At 33.5% G+C, this 19,036-nt stretch carries 13 protein-coding genes; 1 reads left to right on the forward strand and 12 read right to left on the reverse strand.

What is annotated here, in order from left to right; all coding sequences use genetic code 11:
• Window positions 1-40: 40 nt before the first annotated feature.
• The 8 genes from C1I91_RS29950 to licT form a co-directional block, all read right to left on the reverse strand.
• A complete protein-coding gene (locus C1I91_RS29950; protein WP_338032585.1) occupies window positions 41-244 on the reverse strand; it encodes a transposase in 204 nt (67 codons plus the stop codon).
• A 34-nt stretch (window positions 245-278) separates the two neighbouring features.
• On the reverse strand, window positions 279-845 hold the full coding sequence (locus C1I91_RS29955) for a transposase (RefSeq protein WP_338032586.1): 567 nt from the start codon (window positions 843-845) through the stop codon (window positions 279-281).
• Window positions 846-1,152: 307 nt separating this feature from the next.
• Window positions 1,153-1,665: a transposase gene (locus C1I91_RS29960; RefSeq protein WP_338032587.1), complete on the reverse strand. Its 513-nt coding sequence runs from the start codon at window positions 1,663-1,665 to the stop codon at window positions 1,153-1,155.
• 112 nt (window positions 1,666-1,777) lie between these two features.
• The gene (locus tag C1I91_RS26050; protein WP_128215536.1) at window positions 1,778-6,934 is read right to left on the reverse strand and encodes a S8 family serine peptidase; all 5,157 of its coding nucleotides are present in this window, start codon (window positions 6,932-6,934) and stop codon (window positions 1,778-1,780) included.
• Between the two features lie 358 nt (window positions 6,935-7,292).
• Complete coding sequence (locus C1I91_RS26055) at window positions 7,293-8,765, reverse strand: glycoside hydrolase family 32 protein (RefSeq protein WP_128215537.1); 1,473 nt, start codon at window positions 8,763-8,765, stop codon at window positions 7,293-7,295.
• A 9-nt stretch (window positions 8,766-8,774) separates the two neighbouring features.
• A complete protein-coding gene (locus C1I91_RS26060; RefSeq protein WP_128215538.1) occupies window positions 8,775-9,731 on the reverse strand; it encodes a carbohydrate kinase family protein in 957 nt (318 codons plus the stop codon).
• 347 nt (window positions 9,732-10,078) lie between these two features.
• Entirely contained in the window at window positions 10,079-11,938 is a 1,860-nt protein-coding gene (locus C1I91_RS26065) for a sucrose-specific PTS transporter subunit IIBC (RefSeq protein ID WP_128215539.1), read from the reverse strand.
• A gap of 317 nt (window positions 11,939-12,255) precedes the next feature.
• Entirely contained in the window at window positions 12,256-13,092 is an 837-nt protein-coding gene (gene licT, locus C1I91_RS26070) for a BglG family transcription antiterminator LicT (protein WP_128215540.1), read from the reverse strand.
• 912 nt (window positions 13,093-14,004) lie between these two features.
• Between licT and C1I91_RS26075 the strand changes: the two genes are divergently transcribed.
• Window positions 14,005-15,285, forward strand: coding sequence for an alkaline phosphatase family protein (locus tag C1I91_RS26075; RefSeq protein WP_128215541.1), 1,281 nt, complete (start codon window positions 14,005-14,007; stop codon window positions 15,283-15,285).
• A 266-nt stretch (window positions 15,286-15,551) separates the two neighbouring features.
• Here the strand turns inward: C1I91_RS26075 and C1I91_RS26080 are convergent, their stop codons facing one another.
• The 4 genes from C1I91_RS26080 to C1I91_RS26095 all read right to left on the reverse strand — a co-directional run bounded on the left by C1I91_RS26080 (window position 15,552) and on the right by C1I91_RS26095 (window position 18,997).
• Complete coding sequence (locus C1I91_RS26080) at window positions 15,552-16,322, reverse strand: ABC transporter ATP-binding protein (RefSeq protein WP_128215542.1); 771 nt, start codon at window positions 16,320-16,322, stop codon at window positions 15,552-15,554.
• Between the two features lie 2 nt (window positions 16,323-16,324).
• Window positions 16,325-17,323, reverse strand: coding sequence for a FecCD family ABC transporter permease (locus tag C1I91_RS26085; RefSeq protein WP_128215543.1), 999 nt, complete (start codon window positions 17,321-17,323; stop codon window positions 16,325-16,327).
• A gap of 11 nt (window positions 17,324-17,334) precedes the next feature.
• Entirely contained in the window at window positions 17,335-18,216 is an 882-nt protein-coding gene (locus C1I91_RS26090; protein WP_420808489.1) for an ABC transporter substrate-binding protein, read from the reverse strand.
• Between the two features lie 184 nt (window positions 18,217-18,400).
• The gene (locus tag C1I91_RS26095) at window positions 18,401-18,997 is read right to left on the reverse strand and encodes a histidine phosphatase family protein (RefSeq protein ID WP_164880666.1); all 597 of its coding nucleotides are present in this window, start codon (window positions 18,995-18,997) and stop codon (window positions 18,401-18,403) included.
• Window positions 18,998-19,036 lie beyond the last annotated feature (39 nt).

Here is a 19,036-nt window from a genome sequence, read left to right on the forward strand (position 1 = left end):
TAAGGCTATTTTTAAACAATTAGTTTTTAAAAGTTTAAATTTATGCACTGTTTTTTAATGAAAATAGGTGTTTTCCAGTTCTCTCTGATTGGATTTTATTATGTAGTTTGTTTACATTATGTGCCATTGCTAAAAGAATACTTTCGGCCCAAACATTCTGTTTGCCCTTCGAGAGATATCTTCGGAAGCCCATATCTTGTTTTATCTCTGCAAAAGAACCTTCAGCTTGAATACTTCGGTTCATTCTAAGTTGTGACCTTCTTCACTTACAACTCTTTCTAAATCTTTTTTCTAAGCTTATTAAACAACTTTGAGGTTTCAAGATTTTTAGCTCTTTCTTCCAAAGGTGTCTTGCTGTTATTTCCTTTTATACATTTGCTTTTGTAAGAACAAGAACTGCAATCTTCGCAAGTATATACTGTTTTTTCGCTTATGTATCCGGTTTTACTCTTTCTTTTTATAGTCTTACTAAATATTAACTTTTTATTATTCTTGCAGATATAGTAATCTCCAATTTCATCATAGTCCATATTATCAATTCTACTAATATCCCTTTGGTATTTCCTTGTTTTAGATATCTCATAGTTTGCTGGTTTAATGAAAGAGAGTTGTCCATTTTCTTCAATAAATAAATAGTTCTCTTCGCTTTCATAGCCAGCGTCAGCAACTATTTTTAGATATTTAAAACTTAGAGATTCTTCCATGCTCTTAAGAAATGGAATAAGTGTAGGGGTATCCGTTGGCTGATCGCATACGGTGAGCCATACAATATATTCCGAATCAACACCGTGTTGGACATTGTATCCAGCTTTTAACTGACCATTTCCCATAGCGTCTTCTTTCATTCTCATAAATGTTGAATCATTATCTGTTTTGAATAACTATTACGGTTACCGCAAATGTGCAACTTTTGCGTGTATTCTTTAACTTGTCAAGATACTCTTCAAGAGTTTCAATAGATCGCTGTAATGGCATTTTTCTTTTCCCTGATCCATGCACAAATTCAATATTTCTCTCATATTTCAGAGCGTAAAGCTTTTTTTCGCAACTTTTTTATATGTTTCATCTTCACTTTGTCATTGTATATTATCTTAATTCCGTATAGTTCCTCACAGTTAGCTACTAAATCAGCCAATTTAACAAGAAGCTTTTCTAAATTCTTTGTAACTGCCTTTTCCAAACAAAAGTATATTTATTAGCACAAGCCTCAATTTTAGTACCATCAATGAATATAGCATCTCCAGATATTTCTCCTGTAGCACGAAGACATTCTGTCATTTCAGCTAAGATTCTTTCTGCACATGGCGCAAAGTGTAAGCTTCTAAATCTAGCAAATGTTGAATGATCAGGTATTGGTGAATTTTCAAGAAGATACATGAAGTTAATATCACGTCGGCAATATTTTTCCATATCCCGTGAAGAATAGATATGGTTCATGTAAGAATAGAGTACAATCTTCAGCATCTGTCGTGGCGTAGCTTGATTTTCCCTAATTCGGGAATAAGTCGAATATAAATCTGTTAAATCCATCTCCTCTACAAATTGACTTAGCAAACGCACCGAATCATTAACTGAGACCATATAATCAATATTAAATGGAAGTTTTAATTGATAACTTCCTTTATTTAAAGTATAATCTTTATGTAAATTAATATGTTTGGTCATATATTAATTTTACAATAAATCCAGCACTCTTGTGAATGCTGGATTTATTTTTTATGCAAAAAACGGAGCTGTGCACTAATTAATTAGTGCGACAGCCCCATTTTATCATAACCTAGTTAAATCTTTTTCTTCTTATTATTACTGCACCGCCTGCTAAAGCCATAAGTCCTAATATCACTAATATATTAGAATCTATTACTGAACCTGTCTTAGGCATTGCTGCTGGTGTGCTAGTTGTAGCTGTACTTCCAGTAGAAGCTGTTGTGTTAGCTGAGCTTCCACTAGCACTTCCGCTATTAGTAGTTGTTGTTGTGCTTGTTCCAGTAGTGTTTGACGCTACTTGCTTTTCAGCTACTATATAGCTGCTAAAGTGTGGAGTGTTGAAGGTAACTTTGTTTCCATCTACCTTTGTAGCCATTTCTTCGTAAGCCTTAGTAGTTTCATTATAATAGAATACAGCAAGTTTGCTCCTATCTAAGCCTTTTAACTCATCATCTGAGAAAGTTAGGGTTATTGTAGCTAATGCTTCATTACTAAAGCTGTGAACTGGAGTTTGCTTACCATTGCCATCTATTAGAGCTTCAAAGGTAAATACCTTATTAACTGCTTTTAGTCCCTTAGTTAATGGTGAGTTTTCATCTACTTTAGCATTTATAACAACACTTGAACCATTACTAATTAGATTTGGATCGAAGGCTGCAAATGGCAGATTAATAGAGTTTGCACCTACATTTAATGTAAATGAACCCTTGCCACCCTTCATAGCATCAGCATTTTCAAAAGCAAAGCTTGCAGAGTTTGTAGCATCTGAAGTTACAACATTGCTGCCATCTTTATCTAGAGGCTTTCTTACTGATACATTAACAGATCCATCACTGTTCTTATCAGTTTTAACTGATTGCTTAACTGTAAACTTAATTTCTATAGCTGACTTATTACCAGCCTTATCAGTAGCAGTTCCAGTTATAACATGGTCTCCTTCTGAAGCTATAGCAGCTGCTCCATCATAAGCTTTTCCATCTAATAATAAGCTTACTGCTGAAGTTTTGTCATCAACTGTTATGCTTGGAGTAACATTATCCAAATAAGTAGCTCCATTTTCTATATTCTTTACATTGAATACAGGTGCTGTCTTATCAATTTCAAAGCTTACTTTTACTGTTGATTGATTTCCAGCCTTATCTGTAGAGGTAACCTCAAGCACATGTTTCCCTTCAGCAGTAACAGCCTTAAAATCGTAAGCATTTCCATCTAACGAAGCTTTAACAGTTGCTCCAGCTTCAGTTTGTACTGCTGGAGTTATATCTGCATTATATAGCTTTCCGTCCTCTACACCAGTTAAACTTAATGTTGGTGCAGTTTTATCAATTTCAAAAGTAACTGAAGCTTCAGTTACATTGCCAGCTTCATCAACAGCTTTAGCTTTTAGAACATGCTTTCCTTCAGCATCAACTGCTGCTCCGCTATATGCTTTATCATCTAAAGTTAAAGTCAGAGTTGCTTTCTTATCTGCAGTTACTACTGGTGTTACCGACTTGTTATATAGGCCACCATCAGTTACTCCTGATATAGTTAATGCAGGAGCAACCTTATCAACTCTTACACTTATCTTATTCTCAGTAATATTGCCAAAAGTGTCTGTAGCTTTAAGTGAGATTACATCTCCATCCTTAACAGCTATAGTTTTACTGAAGTCTTTCTTATTAGCTTCTGGTCCTGTTGCTCCATCAACATTTACATTAAGAGCAACTTCACCGTTGATCTCAAATTTATATCCCCAACCATTATCTTCTACAGTACCGTTTAAAGTTATAGAGTCTTGGTTAGTAACGATTAGTCCATCACCATTAACTGCTGGACTAGCTAAATTAATAACTGGTGCAATTGAATCACAATTTATCTTTGTTGAGTAATTTATAAGCTTATTTCCGCTTAAATCCTCTGCATATATAGGAATAACATTAACTCCTTGATTTAGCTTAAGTTCAACTGCAAAAGTTCCATCATCCTTAACCTTAACATCTTGATTTGCTATCTTAAAGGTCTTAAGCTGAGTATTAACCTTACCTTCTACGGTGTAAGTATCCACAGGACTATCAAATCCCTTAGTAAACTTATCATCATAGAACAGTACTGGAGCTGAGCTTCCAGCATTAATCTTAAAGTCATTAGATCCAATGTTATAAACAGAATCTGGCAATGCAACTGATAGATCATTTATACTATCAGCTTTAAGATTAGCATCAAAGCTATAAGTTCCACCATTAACTTGAAGATTCTTAATATCTTGATCTAATTGTCCATTTAAAAGTACAACTGGGTCTTCTTTTGACATAGCTAAATTGTCTTTAGCTTCAAGTGTTATGTGATATGATGCCACTCCATTAGTTGCTGCAGCATTAGGAACTGCCGATACTAACTTTATCTCTGGTGCAGTAGTATCAACCTTTACAGGAATCTTATAATCCTGTGGTTTAGCCCCTGCAAAGTCTACAGTTGCTTTTATATTAAGATAGTATTTACCATCTGCTACAGCTCTCTTCACACCAACTGTTGGATCGTATAACTTTCCATCCCAGGCTAAAGAGTTATAAACCGAAGCTACTTTTCCTGAACCATCTGTATCATTATATACTTTTCTACGAATATCCTTATCGTTAGCAACAAGGCCTAAAACTTTTCCAGTTTCATCTGAAAGTTCTACATCTACATTCTTTGCATTTCTTAAGAAATATAAATCAGGTACAAAGTTGTCAAATAATGAATCATCATTAGGCGATATAGCTATATAATCCTTATCTACTATATCATCACCCCTACTATCTTTACCAGTTACTCCAAGAGGCATATATTTATCTCCTAGACTTGTAACAGCTGACGATGATACTGCAAATATTGGATCTCCATCATAATTCATCTTATCTATTATTTGTTCTTTACCCCAATCTCCATAATACCCCATGAATGGTATTACTAAAGCTGGTACATTAGAAGCATTAAACTTAACAAAGCCTTCAACAAATCTATTTTCTGATACAGTTTTAGGTACTGTTAGTGTAGCTTTAACTGTTGCAGTACCATTAGCTGGTACAGTTACAGAACTCTTATCAAAAGTCACCTTTGCTCCATCTACCTTTACATCATAAGACATAGTAGATATAAACTCTTGATCCTGTTCAGTTAATACCCCTCCATAGTTTTCTAAGTCATAGGTGGCATCCTTATCTCCGTAATTTTTAAGAGTTAAGTCAAAGGAAGCTTCATTACCTATTTGCTTTAAAGCTACGTAAGAATTACCATCATTTGTTACAGTAACCTTATTATTTATAGCTTTTTCAGTTTGTATCATACCTGCACCTTGTCTTCTTGGAGAATATGGTGTATCTGTATGATACTTGTCCATTTCTATTGTAGCAGTATTAACAGTTGTGTTCTTTGCAAGATCAACTAGATCTCTTCCCTTTAAATTAGGATTAGCTTTCTTCAAAGCTTCTACTATAAGAGCTTCACTACCTGCTACATGAGGTGAAGCCATGGAAGTACCACTCATTACTTCATATTGATTGTTGTTTACTGTAGAGAATATATTTCCACCAGGTGCAGAAATCTGTGGCTTAAAGTCTAAGTTAGGTGTTGGCCCCCAAGATGTAAAGTCTGAAAAATCTCCAGCATTAACATTAGGAGTTATAACTCTTTCAGTTCCAAACTTAACTTTACCGCCATTCTTAGCCAAATCAGCAAGCTTTTTACCATCTGTATTCGTAACAAATACGCCTGGTATGGTTATTGATGGATCTGTAGCCATATTTATATAAGCATCTCCACCAGCTTCGCTGTTATAAATAATAGCAGCTACAGCTCCTTGACCTTGAGCATTTTTCTTCTTATCAACAAAATTAATACTACCTCTTTTTATAAGAGCAACCTTGCCTTTTACATCTTTTCCTGTAAAATCGGACGCTTGTCCAAGTCCGCAATCTACTATTTCAAAATCCTTTGTTGGATCCAAAACCTTTGAAGGAAGTACATCTGAAGTTGTATATCCTGCTTTTGTTTCTTTTCCATCTTCAAGGGTGATAGCAGATAGTGTCACACTTGTGTTCTCATAGCTAGCTACTTGAAGTGCATCCTTAGCAAGTCCAGGAGATCCAACTAAGCCTGTATCTGTCATATTTGATTGTTTATATGGAGCAGTAGAATACTGAGAGTTACCTGCAGATACTACTACTACTGTTCCTGCATCAACAGCCTTCTTTATAGCTACTTGTTCAGGGTCATCGTCTTCTTGGAAGCTTGCTGTAGATCCTAAACTCATATTTATAATATCAGCACCTTGATTTACTGATTCTTCTATTGCAGCAACTATATCATCGGAATATGCTCCTTGTATTTGCGGGTTATTTGAGAATACCTTCATAGCAAGAAGCTGAGCTTCAGGTGCAACACCTTTTATACCGTTGTTAGCTGCTATATCCGCATCACTTCCATTGGCTCCAACTATACCTGCAACGTGCATACCATGCATGCTAGAGGTTGTATCTCTAACTTCATCATTTTTATCAGCAAAGTTATACCCATACGGAACCTTATCAGTATAGAACTTACCTGGACCGCCTTTTTTTATGTTAGCCTCAGTAAGTTTTTCTTTACTAGTATCTGTAAGCTTCATATCTTTATGGGTGTAATCTATACCAGTATCAATTATTGATACTACCATTCCCTCACCTTTTAAACCAAGATCCTTCCAAACCTTAGTTGCTTCTGTTAATTCCTTTGCGGTGTTCATATCTGGATAATAAACATTTACTACCTTAACATCTTTAACACCCTTTAATTTCTTTATATTGTCTATATCTTTAACCTTTGCATCAATACTAAAACCATTTACTACTGTACCAAATGTGTTTCTTATCTTATTACCGGTTATCTCTTTAACATTGTCTTGAACGGTCTTTTGCGAGTCCTTAACAGATTGAATATCTGATTTAACTGCAGACTTTAATCCCTTTTCTCTAGCCTTATCTAAGGCTGGCTTTCCATCAAGTTCAACAACCACCCTTACTGAATCATTTGGTTGTTTTCCTTTTAGCTTGTCCGCTTTTTTAGCAAGACTATTTTTATATTTTTCTGTCGCTATAGCTTTAATATCATTTGCCCCAGTTATCTTTTTGTCTAATGCCTTAACTTGTCTAGTAAATCCATTAGGCACAACTAAAGCTAATGCAACAAGTGCACTTATGGTTTTTGATAAAACCACTCTGTTTTTCACTTAATAAAACCCCCTTTTTATAAATAAACTTACACATATGGTACATTACTACATTTTATTCCACAACATACCAATTATCAATAGTTATTATACTTCTGAAATAAATTTATTTTTTTATTAAAAAAACACACAACTTTTTAATAATATATCACTATATTCTCTATTTTAAAGAAACGCTTTACCGTTTTAAAGCTTTACATTATTTTTTACCTATTTACCTATCTTCCTATAAAATTAAATCAGTATCTATAAAGCTTTCTCGACAATAAGAAAAAAAGACAGCCAATAAATTGACTATCTTTCTACTTTGTTATTCTCATAGTTTATCCTAAGAAAATAATAAATTCATAAGCTACACCTAATACTCCCAGAACTTAATATTATTAAACTTTACAGTTCCTCCATTAGAGAAGAACTTCATACTTTTACTTTCTAAGCTTGGAAAAACTCTAAGAGAAAACACCTCTTCACCATCATTTATAAATACCTCTAAAGATGATCTATCTGAAAATATTTGTAGCTTTAATCTTCTATTATCTTTTAACTTGCAGCTTCTTTCTCCACTTAGCGCCTTGCCCGATTTATTTCTATCTACGGTGAATAGTTTTTGTTTAGGGAAGAAACTCAGCATCGTATACTCTTCTCCATCTTCTGAGCATCTTAGCTTAAGCCCCACTTCTTCTGCATCTTCTACTTCAATGTCAACACATAATTCATATACATCTCCATAGAAGCCTTCTAAACTTTTCTCATCATCTTTTATTTTAATATTAGTTGCTAAAACACTATTTTTTCTTAACTTTTTAAGTTCTTCTGGAACTCTTTGATATAACTTATCACCTTTTAACTCAAGCACTCTAGGCAAAGTCAGCATATGAAGCCAATTATGTTCTTTAGTTGGCTGTTCTTCTTCCTCCGGCATTCCCATCCATCCATAAATAACTCTTCTATCTAAGTTATCTTTACAAGTTTGTGGTGCATAAAACTCAAAGCCCCTATCAAGCTCAGTAAAACCTCCATGGTTCATAGCTCCAGTTGCATAGTTCAGACTTCCAACAAAATATCCAGCTTGATATCTATTATTGTATAAAATCCCTTGAGGCTCCATACCCTGAGGACAAGTTATAAGTACGTCTTTATCTTCAAGGGAGAACAAATCTGGACACTCCCACATATATCCCATATCATCATTATTGTTTATATTACTTCCTGATACTACTCCTACTAACTTCCAGGCTTTCAGGTTATCTGAGTTATATAGCAAGACTCTTCCTTCTAGGCTTTCCGTTTGAGCACCGAGCACCATATACCATAACTCTCCTTGCTTCCATACCTTAGGATCTCTAAAGTGAGCTGTATAGCCATCAGGCTGCTTCTCAATAACAGGATTATCTGCATACTTTTCTATAGTAGTACCATTCTTTGAAAAAGCCATACATTGATAAGACTCTCTATTTCCTTCCTTATCCTTCACATTACCTGTATAAAAGATAACCATCTCTCCATTATGCTCTATAGCACTACCTGAATAGCATCCGTGAGATTCATACCACTGTTCTGGAGCCAATCCAACACCGACTTCTTCCCAACATATTAAATCTTTAGATCTTAGATGATACCAATACTTTAATCCATGCTTAGTGTCAAGAGGATGCCATTGATAAAATAAATGATAATAGCCCTTATAATACACAAAGCCGTTAGGATCATTGATAAGTCCAACTCTCGGTGCTATATGAAACCTAGGTCTATAGTAATCACTCTCCACCAAGTCACTTTTTTTTGCAATCTCTTCTAGTGCACTTTTTATTAACTCTTTATTATTAATCAAAGCAATCACCTACTTAAAATCATTAACTTCCGATAAAGTTGGAAGAGCAGCTATCGCTCCTAACTTAGTGCATACTATAGCACCCACTTTATTCGCAAAAGTTATAATATCCTTCATTGCTTCCATATTTCTAACAGATGCTTTAGGTTCCTTTGCTTGAGCTAGCTTATATAAAACTGCACCTACAAAGGCATCACCTGCTCCTGTAGAGTCTATGGATTTTATACTTATACTTTTTATAACAGCAGTAGCCTCTCCATTAGTGATTAACGTACCTTCTTTTCCTAAGGTAACTGCTACTGTGCTATTACCAATTGAAGCAATAGCCTTTGCTGCTTCCTCTACTGTAGTTCTGCCCGATATAAGGAGAGCTTCCTCATCACTTACCTTCACAAAGTCAGCATACTTCATACACCATCTTGAAATATCTACAAACTCTTCTGTTCTACCTTTCCATAAGTCAGTTCTGTAATTAGGATCGAAGGAAATAAAAGTTCCATTTTCTTTTGCTTTATAAATCAAATCAGTGTAAGTAGCTTTTAAACTTCCACTCAATAAAGCAGTGGCAGAGCCGAAATGAATTATCTTATTATTTACAATCTGAGCCACTTCATCCTCACTTAACTCATAAGCTTCGTCGGCTCCTCTATTAAATATAAAGTCTCTTTCTCCATTATCTTTCAAGGAAACAAAAGCTAAGGTAGTGCTTTTGTCTTCCATAAGTTTCATATATGAAGTATCAACACCAACCTCTTCAATGGTATTCTTTAAAAACAAACCAAAAGCGTCTCTTCCTACACTTCCACCAAAATAAGCCTTACCACCTAACTTTGCTATTGCCGAAGTAACATTGGCTGGAGCTCCCCCAGCCTTTTTTATAAAATTGCCCCCATCTACTAAGCTACTATTAACATCGGAACATATAAAGTCTATCAATAACTCTCCAATACAAAAAATACTATTCATAATACATCTCCTCATAAAATTAAGTTAAATTAAGTGGTTAATCATCTGATGCTCATATAGCATCTCCTTTATAACCACTTAATTTAAACAATATTATTATACATAACCTAAATTAAAACTAAATCTCAGAATTTTGAATTATCTAATATTACAACCCAAAATATAACTTTTTAAATTCTTAAATTGTTGTATTCTTAAATTCTTATATTGTTATATTTATATAATCATATAATCATATAAATATATAGTATTAATCAGGGTTTAAGGATATTAATACAATTAACTTCACTTTATTTTATAGTTTAAAATAGGTTAGCATGCATTATATTAATGCATGCTTTAATAAGCTAAACTCTTACCTCTATTATTCCTTCTTGCCCAATAGTAGTTCCTTCTTTTATAACATTGATAGCTGAGTAATCATCAGTGTTAGCAACAATAATAGGTGTAATTGGTGATAGGTTATTTTTCTTTATGAACTCAATATCTATATCTGCAATTAAATCGCCTTCTCTTACTATATCTCCATTCTCCACATGTACTGTAAATCCTTCTCCATTAAGCTTTACAGTATCAATTCCTATGTGTATAAGAATTTCAACACCTTTAGTTGACGTTATAGCTATAGCATGCTTTGTATCAAATACTGCAGAAACTGTACCACTAACTGGTGATACAACTTTTCCATCCTTAGGATTTACTGCTACCCCTTTTCCTATAACTCCTGAAGAAAAAGTACTATCTGGAACATCCTTAAGATCGATAATATCTCCATTCATTGGGCTTTTTATGACTTCAACAATGCCTTCTTTTAAATCCACTTTCTTTTCTTTAGCTTCAACTTCTTCTTTAAAACCTAATATACTAGTTGCTATGAATGCACCTACAAATGCTATAGCCATTCCTATTATATAATGAATCATTGTAGAACCTGTTACTAACGCAATTCCTGGTATTCCTGTTACCCCTATACCACTCATTCCAACCTTCATTAAGGTAACATATCCACCACCTAAAGCTCCTCCTATAGCAGCTGCAATAAATGGTCTTACTAACTTAAGATTAACACCAAAGATAGCCGCTTCTGTTATACCTAAAAGACAGGAAACTGATGCTGGCATAGCGATAGCTTTCATTTTTTCATTCTTTGTCTTAAAGTAAACTGCAAGAGCTGCTCCACCTTGGGCAACGTTTGCCATGGCCCATATTGGTAATAGGAAGTTAACACCTATAGCTTTATTAGCTATTAATCCAGCTTCTACTGCATGGAAGCTATGATGAACTCCTGTAATAACTATTGTTGAATATAATCCACCAAAAATCAAACCTGCTACTGGTCCAGCAGTGTTGTATAAACTTTGTAGTCCAAAGGATATTCCATCACCTAAGAATCTTCCTAAAGGTCCTATTATTAGGAATGAGAAAAATCCTGTTATCATAAGAGTTAAGAATGGAGTTAGTAAAATATCAAGTACGTTAGGAACAATCTTTCTTAGTCCCTTTTCTATATAAGACATAACCCAAACCGCTATAAGAATCGGTAATACTGTTCCTTGATAACCAACCATACCTACATTAAATCCAAATATATTTATATACTTCTCAATACCTGTACCTACGTTCCATGCATTTTGAAGATTTGGATGTATTAATATACCACCTAAAGCTGCTGCTAAGTATGGATTTGCGCCAAATTCCTTCGCTGCTGAAAAAGCTATAAGCACTGGAAGAAATACAAAGGCTGCGTTTGAAAACATATCAAGAAGTTGGAACATTCCACTCTTTCCATCGAGCCATCCAAACTTTGTACACATTCCAAGTACTCCCATAAGAAGTCCTGATGCAACTATTGCAGGAATAATAGGTACAAATATATTTGATAACATTCTTGCAAATCTCTGCAGCGGATTCATCTTCTTCATAGCAACCTTCTTCTGATCGCTTACCGAAGCTTGCTGTATTGAAGTTCCCTTAACTAGTTCTGCATAAACTTTATTAACTGAACCTTGACCTATTATTACTTGGAATTGGCCAGAGCTTAAAAATGCTCCTTTTACTCCATCTAAATCTTCCAAGTCCTTAGTCTTAGCTAGATTGTCATCTTTCAATACGAATCTTAATCTAGTAGCGCAATGAGTTGCACTTTCTATGTTCTTTTCTCCTCCTATTAGAGGTAGAATTTCCATCGCTAATTTTTTATAATCCATATAATTCATCCACCTTTATAATTTATAATATCTTTTAACCTAAATTTTTAGGCCATCAAACATTTCAATTTAGTTAACTTTTTAATCATCTCACTTTTAAAGATGCAACTTATTAGATTGCAGCCTACTTTTTAAAGATAAAAAAATAACCTAAATTGAAGTAAATAGGATTGTTTATAGATATAAAAATCCACTTACCTTCAATTTAGGTTTTGCCTGCAATTTAACGAATTTTTAAGACTTAAATTTATATATCTAACAATACTTATTCTTAAAAATTGAACTCAGTAACAATCCTAAAATCTAATATTTAATTATTAAACCTTTTTGCTTGTAAGCCTTTGTACATGCAGGATTAGGTATACCATTTCCTCATCAGTAAGCTCATAATCATAGGTTACTTTTATGTAGTCTCTTATCTTCTTTACGCAAAGATAGGAAGCTTCATATTTGTCTTTAACTACTTCGTATAAGCTATCATCGCCTGACAACTCCTGCTTATTACTAAACATCCTTTGAGCAAAAAACTTTAAATGAGTTGTAAATCTATGAAAACTAAGAGACTCCTCGTCAATATCCATCTTATAGTGGTATTTCACTATGCTTAGAATATCTTGGATAAGCTTTGTTATATTCATAGTATTTGGCATGCTTTCACCAAGAGTAGCATTGATTATATGAAGTGCAATAAATCCTGCTTCATCCTCTGGAAGATCTATACCTAACTTATATTTAATATAGTTAATAGCCCACATGCCTATTGAATATTCTTTTCTGTATATTCTTTTTATCTCCCATAACATCTCATTTTTAATAGGTAGTCCATTTTTGAATCTTTTAATTGCAAAATTTATATGATCTGTTAGTGCTAAAAATATAACATCTTCGAACTTCTTATCCAAAGTCTTCTCAGCATACTTTATAATACCACGGGATATATCAACGTATTCCATAGGCGTCTCATTTAATAAACTTTTGAATCGCTCAGAGGCATTCTTACTGTCTAGTTTAAATATCTTTTCTATTTTGTTTTCTTCGATTTCATCTCCTGAAACTTTCTTAAATGCAATTCCCCTACCCATTATCACTTGCTCAATACCATTTTCATCAATGATTGTAACAACATTGTTATTTAATACCTTTTCTATTTTCATGTTATCACTCCGGAGATTGTCTTTTATTTAATAAAGCTAATACTAGGACCTAACATATATAGGAGCATTTTATACAACTCCGCGGTAGTTATATAAAAATTAACCTATTATATTTCTAATGCTTCCTTGATAAGGCTATTAGAAAATCATAGCAGGCTAAATGTTAAGCTTTTATTCTATATTAAGTAATTGAAATATTTATTAGCTATATAGGTGTATCACTTCATACTAAAATTTATATTTTCAATTCCTCCTCCTAGAAACCAGAGTAGTTTTGAAAAAAGATTTCGCATTGAAGTTATACATTTTTAGTATATATAATTGCAAGATTTATAAACTTAATAAAAAATAAAAAAACCTAAATTAAAACATGCTTATATAGCATACTTTAATTTAGGTTTTGCCTGCTAACCAGTAACAATCCTAATACTATTATTTGATTATATTAATATTATACCATCACTGTAAACATTGTCAACAGGTATTTAATACTCATTTAAAGTATTACCCTTAATTTAAGCTCATCAAAGTATCTGATGCGTAACCACTTAGTTCCAACATAGCACTTTAATATGTACTACTTCATAATAAAACTTATATTATCGGATTGAAGTGGTATATCTTTAGCTAAAAATATTAAATATTAGTAAATGTAACTCCATAAGGGTTTTAATTTCTAAAATAGAAGCCTATACTAGTGTTAGGAATACAATAAGCAAATTGCTAATGCATGTTTCATTAGTGATTTTTTTATGCAGCTACCTTTTTCTAACTTTTAAAAAGTTTAGGTAGGCCATAAGTTGTGTTATCCCATATTTCATATGAATAAAAGCTATATGAAATTAACTTTTTGGACAAGTATATCTGAAGTATAAGATTACTATGTCAAATATTACTTAGGAGGGTTATTATATGAAAGCTAATCCTATTATAATAATATCTTTAGATGGTGTTGGAAGAAAAGATTTTGATTTGTTAAAAACTCTACCAAACTTTGGAAAACTACTTAAATCTAGCTCATACTCTTATAAAGTTAATAGTATATATCCATCTCTAACTTATCCTGCTCACACTTCAATAGTAACAGGTAAGAAACCTGCTAATCACGGTGTAGTAAACAATATATTGTTGCAACACTATAGAGCTTCTTCCGATTGGTTTTGGTTTAGATCACAAGTTGAAGGTGAAACCATTTATGATTTAGCTAAGAAGGCGGGTTATACCACTGGAGCTATATTATGGCCTGTAACAGGCAAGGCTAAGATAGATTATAACATACCAGAGATATTCGCAAATCGCTGGTGGCATAATCAGGCAATGGTATCCTTATATAGCGGAAGTCCGATATATCAGTTACTCATGAACTTTAAATATGGCTACTTAAGAGAAGGCAAAAAGCAGCCTGAGCTTGATAACTTTTCCACTGAATGTGCGCTTTATCTGCTTAAAAAAGGTAAGGTAGACTTCCTCATGCTTCATCTTACAGATGTTGATACTATGAAGCATCATCATGGTACGGAAAACGAGGAGGTAACTCATGCGCTAAGAAGACACGATGCTAGACTAGGAAAAATACTAGAAGCAATGAATAATAATGATTGCTATAAAAATTCTACTATAGTATTGTTGGGCGATCACTCACTTATTGACACTGAAAAAGTTATTAACTTAAATAGTGTGTTTTTAAAAGAAGGATATATAACTAAGGATGAAAAAGGGAAATTCTTAGAGCCTAGGGTATATATGAATAACTGCGATGGCTCTGCCTACGTATATATAAAGGATTCTACAGAGGAACTACAAAATAAAATTATAAATCTAATAAAAGACTTTTCAAAGAATAATGATGACTGTATAGAGGAAGTACTAAGTGGTGACGACCTAAAGCCTCTAGGTGTGGATAAGAACTGCACTCTTATGCTTGAGGCTAAGAAAGGATATTACTTTTCAAACGACTTAGCTGGTGAAGCTATAGAAGAAGTTGGAGAAAAATATGATAAAGCCACCCATGGATATTCTCCTTTTAAAGAAGATTACCAAACCTTCTTCTTGGTTAGCGGAGATAGCATAAGAAAAGACTATAACATAGGTCAAATGAATCTAATAGATGAAGCTCCTACTATTGCAAAAATAATAGGCAAAGAACTAGAAGGTGCAGATGGACGAGTTATTAGTAGCATATTTGATGTCTAATATAATAATCTTGTTGTAAACCAGTTTTATTATTTTACCACTGATAACTATAGTATATATTTTTGCAATCCGAAAACTTTGGTAAGATTACGGACAATCGTGCATAAAAGATTTAAATACTTGTTTACACACTACAAAAAGCACCACTGCAAAGCCTCCTGCTAAGTAGTGATGCCTTTTCTATATCATAAACCAATTTATACGTGTCCTAAGATCACCAACCCTATGATTTTAGGACACACATGAATTGTAGTTATGAACCTTATCTAATTTCTAGTAAATATTATATGTTTTTCCTCTGCAATTGATACCACTTTACAGTCCACACCATAAACTTCTTTTATATTATTAGGAGTTATTACTTTCTCTGTAGGCCCATTGGCAAATACTTTTCCATCCTTCATTATAACTGTATTATCAGAATATTTTAGGGCCAAGTTTATATCGTGTAGTACTGAGATTATGGTTTTACCAGATTTCTTTATTTTTATTAAGTTGTCAAGTATATCAAGCTGATGCTTTATATCTAGGTGGGACAATGGTTCATCTAATATTATGCACTGGCTTTCTTGAGCAATAGCCCTCGCAAGTAATACCCTCTGTCTTTCCCCCCCACTAATTTCAGTTATAAGCTTATCTTTTAGGTTAAGAGTTCCTGTAACCTTCATGGCCTCAAGGACTTTTTCAATATCAGTCGTTTTCTCATTGCCTAGAAACTTAACCTTGCTACTTCTTCCCATCATAACTACATCATAACAGCTAAACTCTAGTTCAAGTAAAGTATCTTGAGGAACATAGCTTATAATGTCAGCCAAATCTCTTGCTTTTATTTTATTAATAGGAGTCTCTGAAACCACTATACTACCTTTACTTGGTGAAATATATTTAATTATGTTTTTCACTAAAGTTGTTTTTCCACTTCCGTTAGGCCCTACTATAGAATAGAACTTACCTTTTTCAAAACTAATATCTATGCCCTTTAGGATCAAATTTTTATTAGCTTTATACTCTAATTGTATGATGTCAACTATAGGCATATTCATACTCTCTTTCTTTTCCAAAGAAGATATATAAAAAATGGAGCTCCGAAAATACTAGTGATAGCTCCAACAGGAAGCTCAGTAGGCGCCATTATTGTTCTTGCCAAGGTATCACATATAAGCAAAAACAAGGCTCCAAGTATGAATGAAAATGGTATAAGCTCTCTATGATTGGCTCCTACTATTAGCCTTGCTATATGTGGAATTATAAGTCCTATAAAACCTATTACTCCACTAACCGATACAATTACTGCAACCATAATTGAACTCAATAGTATAATATACTTCTTTAACTTATCAGCCTCTACCCCTAAGGTATATGCCGCCTCATCTCCAGATGCCATTATGTTAAGCTGCCTGTAAGATAAGTTAAATATGAAGGATATTAGAACTACTATAGGTAATACAACAATTATCTGTTTATATGAAGCTTCATTAAAGCTTCCCATGGTCCAATAAACTATTCTTTCCATAGCCTCTCTATGTAGAATCATTGAAAGGGATATCATTGAAGAAAAAAGAAAGTTTATAGCTACCCCAGCAAGTAATAGAGTAGATGTAGGCAGCTTTTTCCCCACTTTAGCTATGTTATATACTAATATCAAGGAAACAAAAGCTCCCACAAAGGCAAAGATAGTTGTAAAAAACAATCCTTTTGTTTCTAGTCTTAGTATTATAGCTAGCGTAGCACCTAAAGCCGCTCCTGAGGATATTCCAAGTATATAGGGATCAGCCATTGGGTTTTTAAATATTCCTTGAAATACAGCCCCACTTACTCCAAGACCTGCACCCACTGTTATAGCCAATATTACTCTTGGTAATCTTATATCAAATATTATCTTTACATATACTGAATCTATATTCGTCCCTATTATCTTAAACCATATCAGTTTAGCCGCTTCAGTAGCTTTGATAGAGGCTGAACCGATTGTAATAGATATTAGAGAACATGTTATAAGCAGTATAATGAGACCTACTAACAATCTCTTCTTCTTCATTTCATTACCTCTTAAAAAGCTTCTGGATGAAGTATCTTAGCTAGTGCCTCTAATCCATCTGCCTGTCTTGGCCCTTGCCTAACCAGCATGTTATCATCTATTTCAAAAACTTTATTAGCTTTAACTGCTGAAAGATCTTTATATCTATCTGCTTGGATAAATCTTTTTTTAGCATCATATTTATCTGATACTATTATCATGTCAGGGTTATTTTCAACTATCTTTTCGAAACTATAATTCCACCCCTTCACATCCTTAGCTATATTATCTCCTCCAGCCTTTTCTATAAGCTGGCCAACAAAGGTATCTCCACCTGCAGTATAATCCTCTTTTCCAAAGTCTACAACATAGTAAAGCTTAACTTTTTTAGCACTCTTAAGCTTATCTTCTACTTGAGTTACCTTCTTTTTCATTCCATCTACTATCTTTTGACCATCTTCTTTTACCCCAAGTACTTCTGAAGTATCTAGAATGTTCTTATAAGCTCCATCAAAACTGTCTTCTCCATAAAGCACAGCTACCTTAATTCCTAAGTCCTCAAGTTTCTTAAGAACCTCCTTTGAAAAGTGAGCCCCTGCTATAACTAAATCAGGTTTAAGCTCTGTTATTTTTTCTATATTAGGATTTTCCAAGCCCCCAACCTTTTCTACCTTAGAAACAGCTTCTGGATAATCATCATAGTCTGATCTACCAACTAATACATTTTCTTTCTTTAATGCAAATATAGTTTCTGTAGCTCCTGGTGATAAAGTCACAACTCTTTGCGGAAGCTTATCTAATACAACCTCTCTATTATAGGAGTCTGTAATCTTTATTCCTTTAACCTGTTCCTTTTTAGGTTCTTGCTTTTGACAAGCACCTAATGATAAAGTAATCACTAATGAAACAAATATTATCGTAATCCTTCTTATATATTTCAACTTCTCTTCCTCCTTTATTCTTATTGTTTATCCTAAATAGCTGCTATGAACCAATTAAATCACTAACTTTAGCTAGCAAAAAGTTTTATTCTTTCATTTACAGTACAAAGTCGCTGGAGCGAACTTCTACAGTTAATTTTTGACTCATATTCCTTTTCTAGCCGTTCAACACTTCTAAAACTGCACTCTCATCATATATAGTAAAAAGTGTGTAACAGCCATGATTGATATTAAACTTATAAAAAGCTTCATGTCCTAGAGATAAAAGATAGCAAATAGCAGCTCTTATAGTTCCGCCATGTGCAACCACAGCTACAATTTCTTCTCCTTTTGACTCACTTATGATTTTCTCAATTCCTAAGCTCACTCTAGAATAAAAGGCTTTGAAGCTTTCTCCTTCAGGGAACATAAAAGTTCTATAATCTTTAATAAAATTCTGAAATTCATCGTGGTAATTTAAATCTATATATCTGTAATCTTTTCCTTCCCATTTACCAAAATCAATCTCATTAAAGGCTGGTTCCTCTAAGAATTTTATATCTTCCTTAGAAAAATCGAAAACCATGTCTGCAGTAACCTTTGCCCTTTTTAGAGACGAATAATAAACTTTGTTAATATTCATTTGTCCAAGTTTACTCTTTAAGTTTATATTTTGTATAATTCCGTTATTACTTAATGGATAGTCACAAGTTCCTTGATATATTCCTTTATTATTTGCCTCAGTTTCCCCATGTCTTATAAAAATTAACTTCATTAATAAATCTCCCATCAAAGTAAATACTTCTCTATTAAG

The organism is Clostridium manihotivorum (assembly GCF_004015185.1).
Classification (GTDB): Bacteria; Bacillota; Clostridia; order Clostridiales; family Clostridiaceae; genus Clostridium_AR; species Clostridium_AR manihotivorum.

Excerpts from the sequence above, each read along its gene's own strand:
- C1I91_RS29955 (WP_338032586.1), bottom strand. The coding sequence starts at position 845 with ATGAAAGAAGACGCTATGGGAAATGGTCAGTTAAAAGCTGGATACAAT.
- licT (WP_128215540.1), bottom strand. The coding sequence starts at position 13,092 with ATGAAAATAGAAAAGGTATTAAATAACAATGTTGTTACAATCATTGAT.
- C1I91_RS26060 (WP_128215538.1), bottom strand. The coding sequence starts at position 9,731 with ATGAATAGTATTTTTTGTATTGGAGAGTTATTGATAGACTTTATATGT.
- C1I91_RS29950 (WP_338032585.1), bottom strand. The coding sequence starts at position 244 with ATGAACCGAAGTATTCAAGCTGAAGGTTCTTTTGCAGAGATAAAACAA.
- C1I91_RS26080 (WP_128215542.1), bottom strand. The coding sequence starts at position 16,322 with ATGCCTATAGTTGACATCATACAATTAGAGTATAAAGCTAATAAAAAT.
- C1I91_RS29960 (WP_338032587.1), bottom strand. The coding sequence starts at position 1,665 with ATGACCAAACATATTAATTTACATAAAGATTATACTTTAAATAAAGGA.
- C1I91_RS26095 (WP_164880666.1), bottom strand. The coding sequence starts at position 18,997 with ATGAAGTTAATTTTTATAAGACATGGGGAAACTGAGGCAAATAATAAA.
- C1I91_RS26075 (WP_128215541.1), top strand. The coding sequence starts at position 14,005 with ATGAAAGCTAATCCTATTATAATAATATCTTTAGATGGTGTTGGAAGA.
- C1I91_RS26085 (WP_128215543.1), bottom strand. The coding sequence starts at position 17,323 with ATGAAGAAGAAGAGATTGTTAGTAGGTCTCATTATACTGCTTATAACA.
- C1I91_RS26065 (WP_128215539.1), bottom strand. The coding sequence starts at position 11,938 with ATGGATTATAAAAAATTAGCGATGGAAATTCTACCTCTAATAGGAGGA.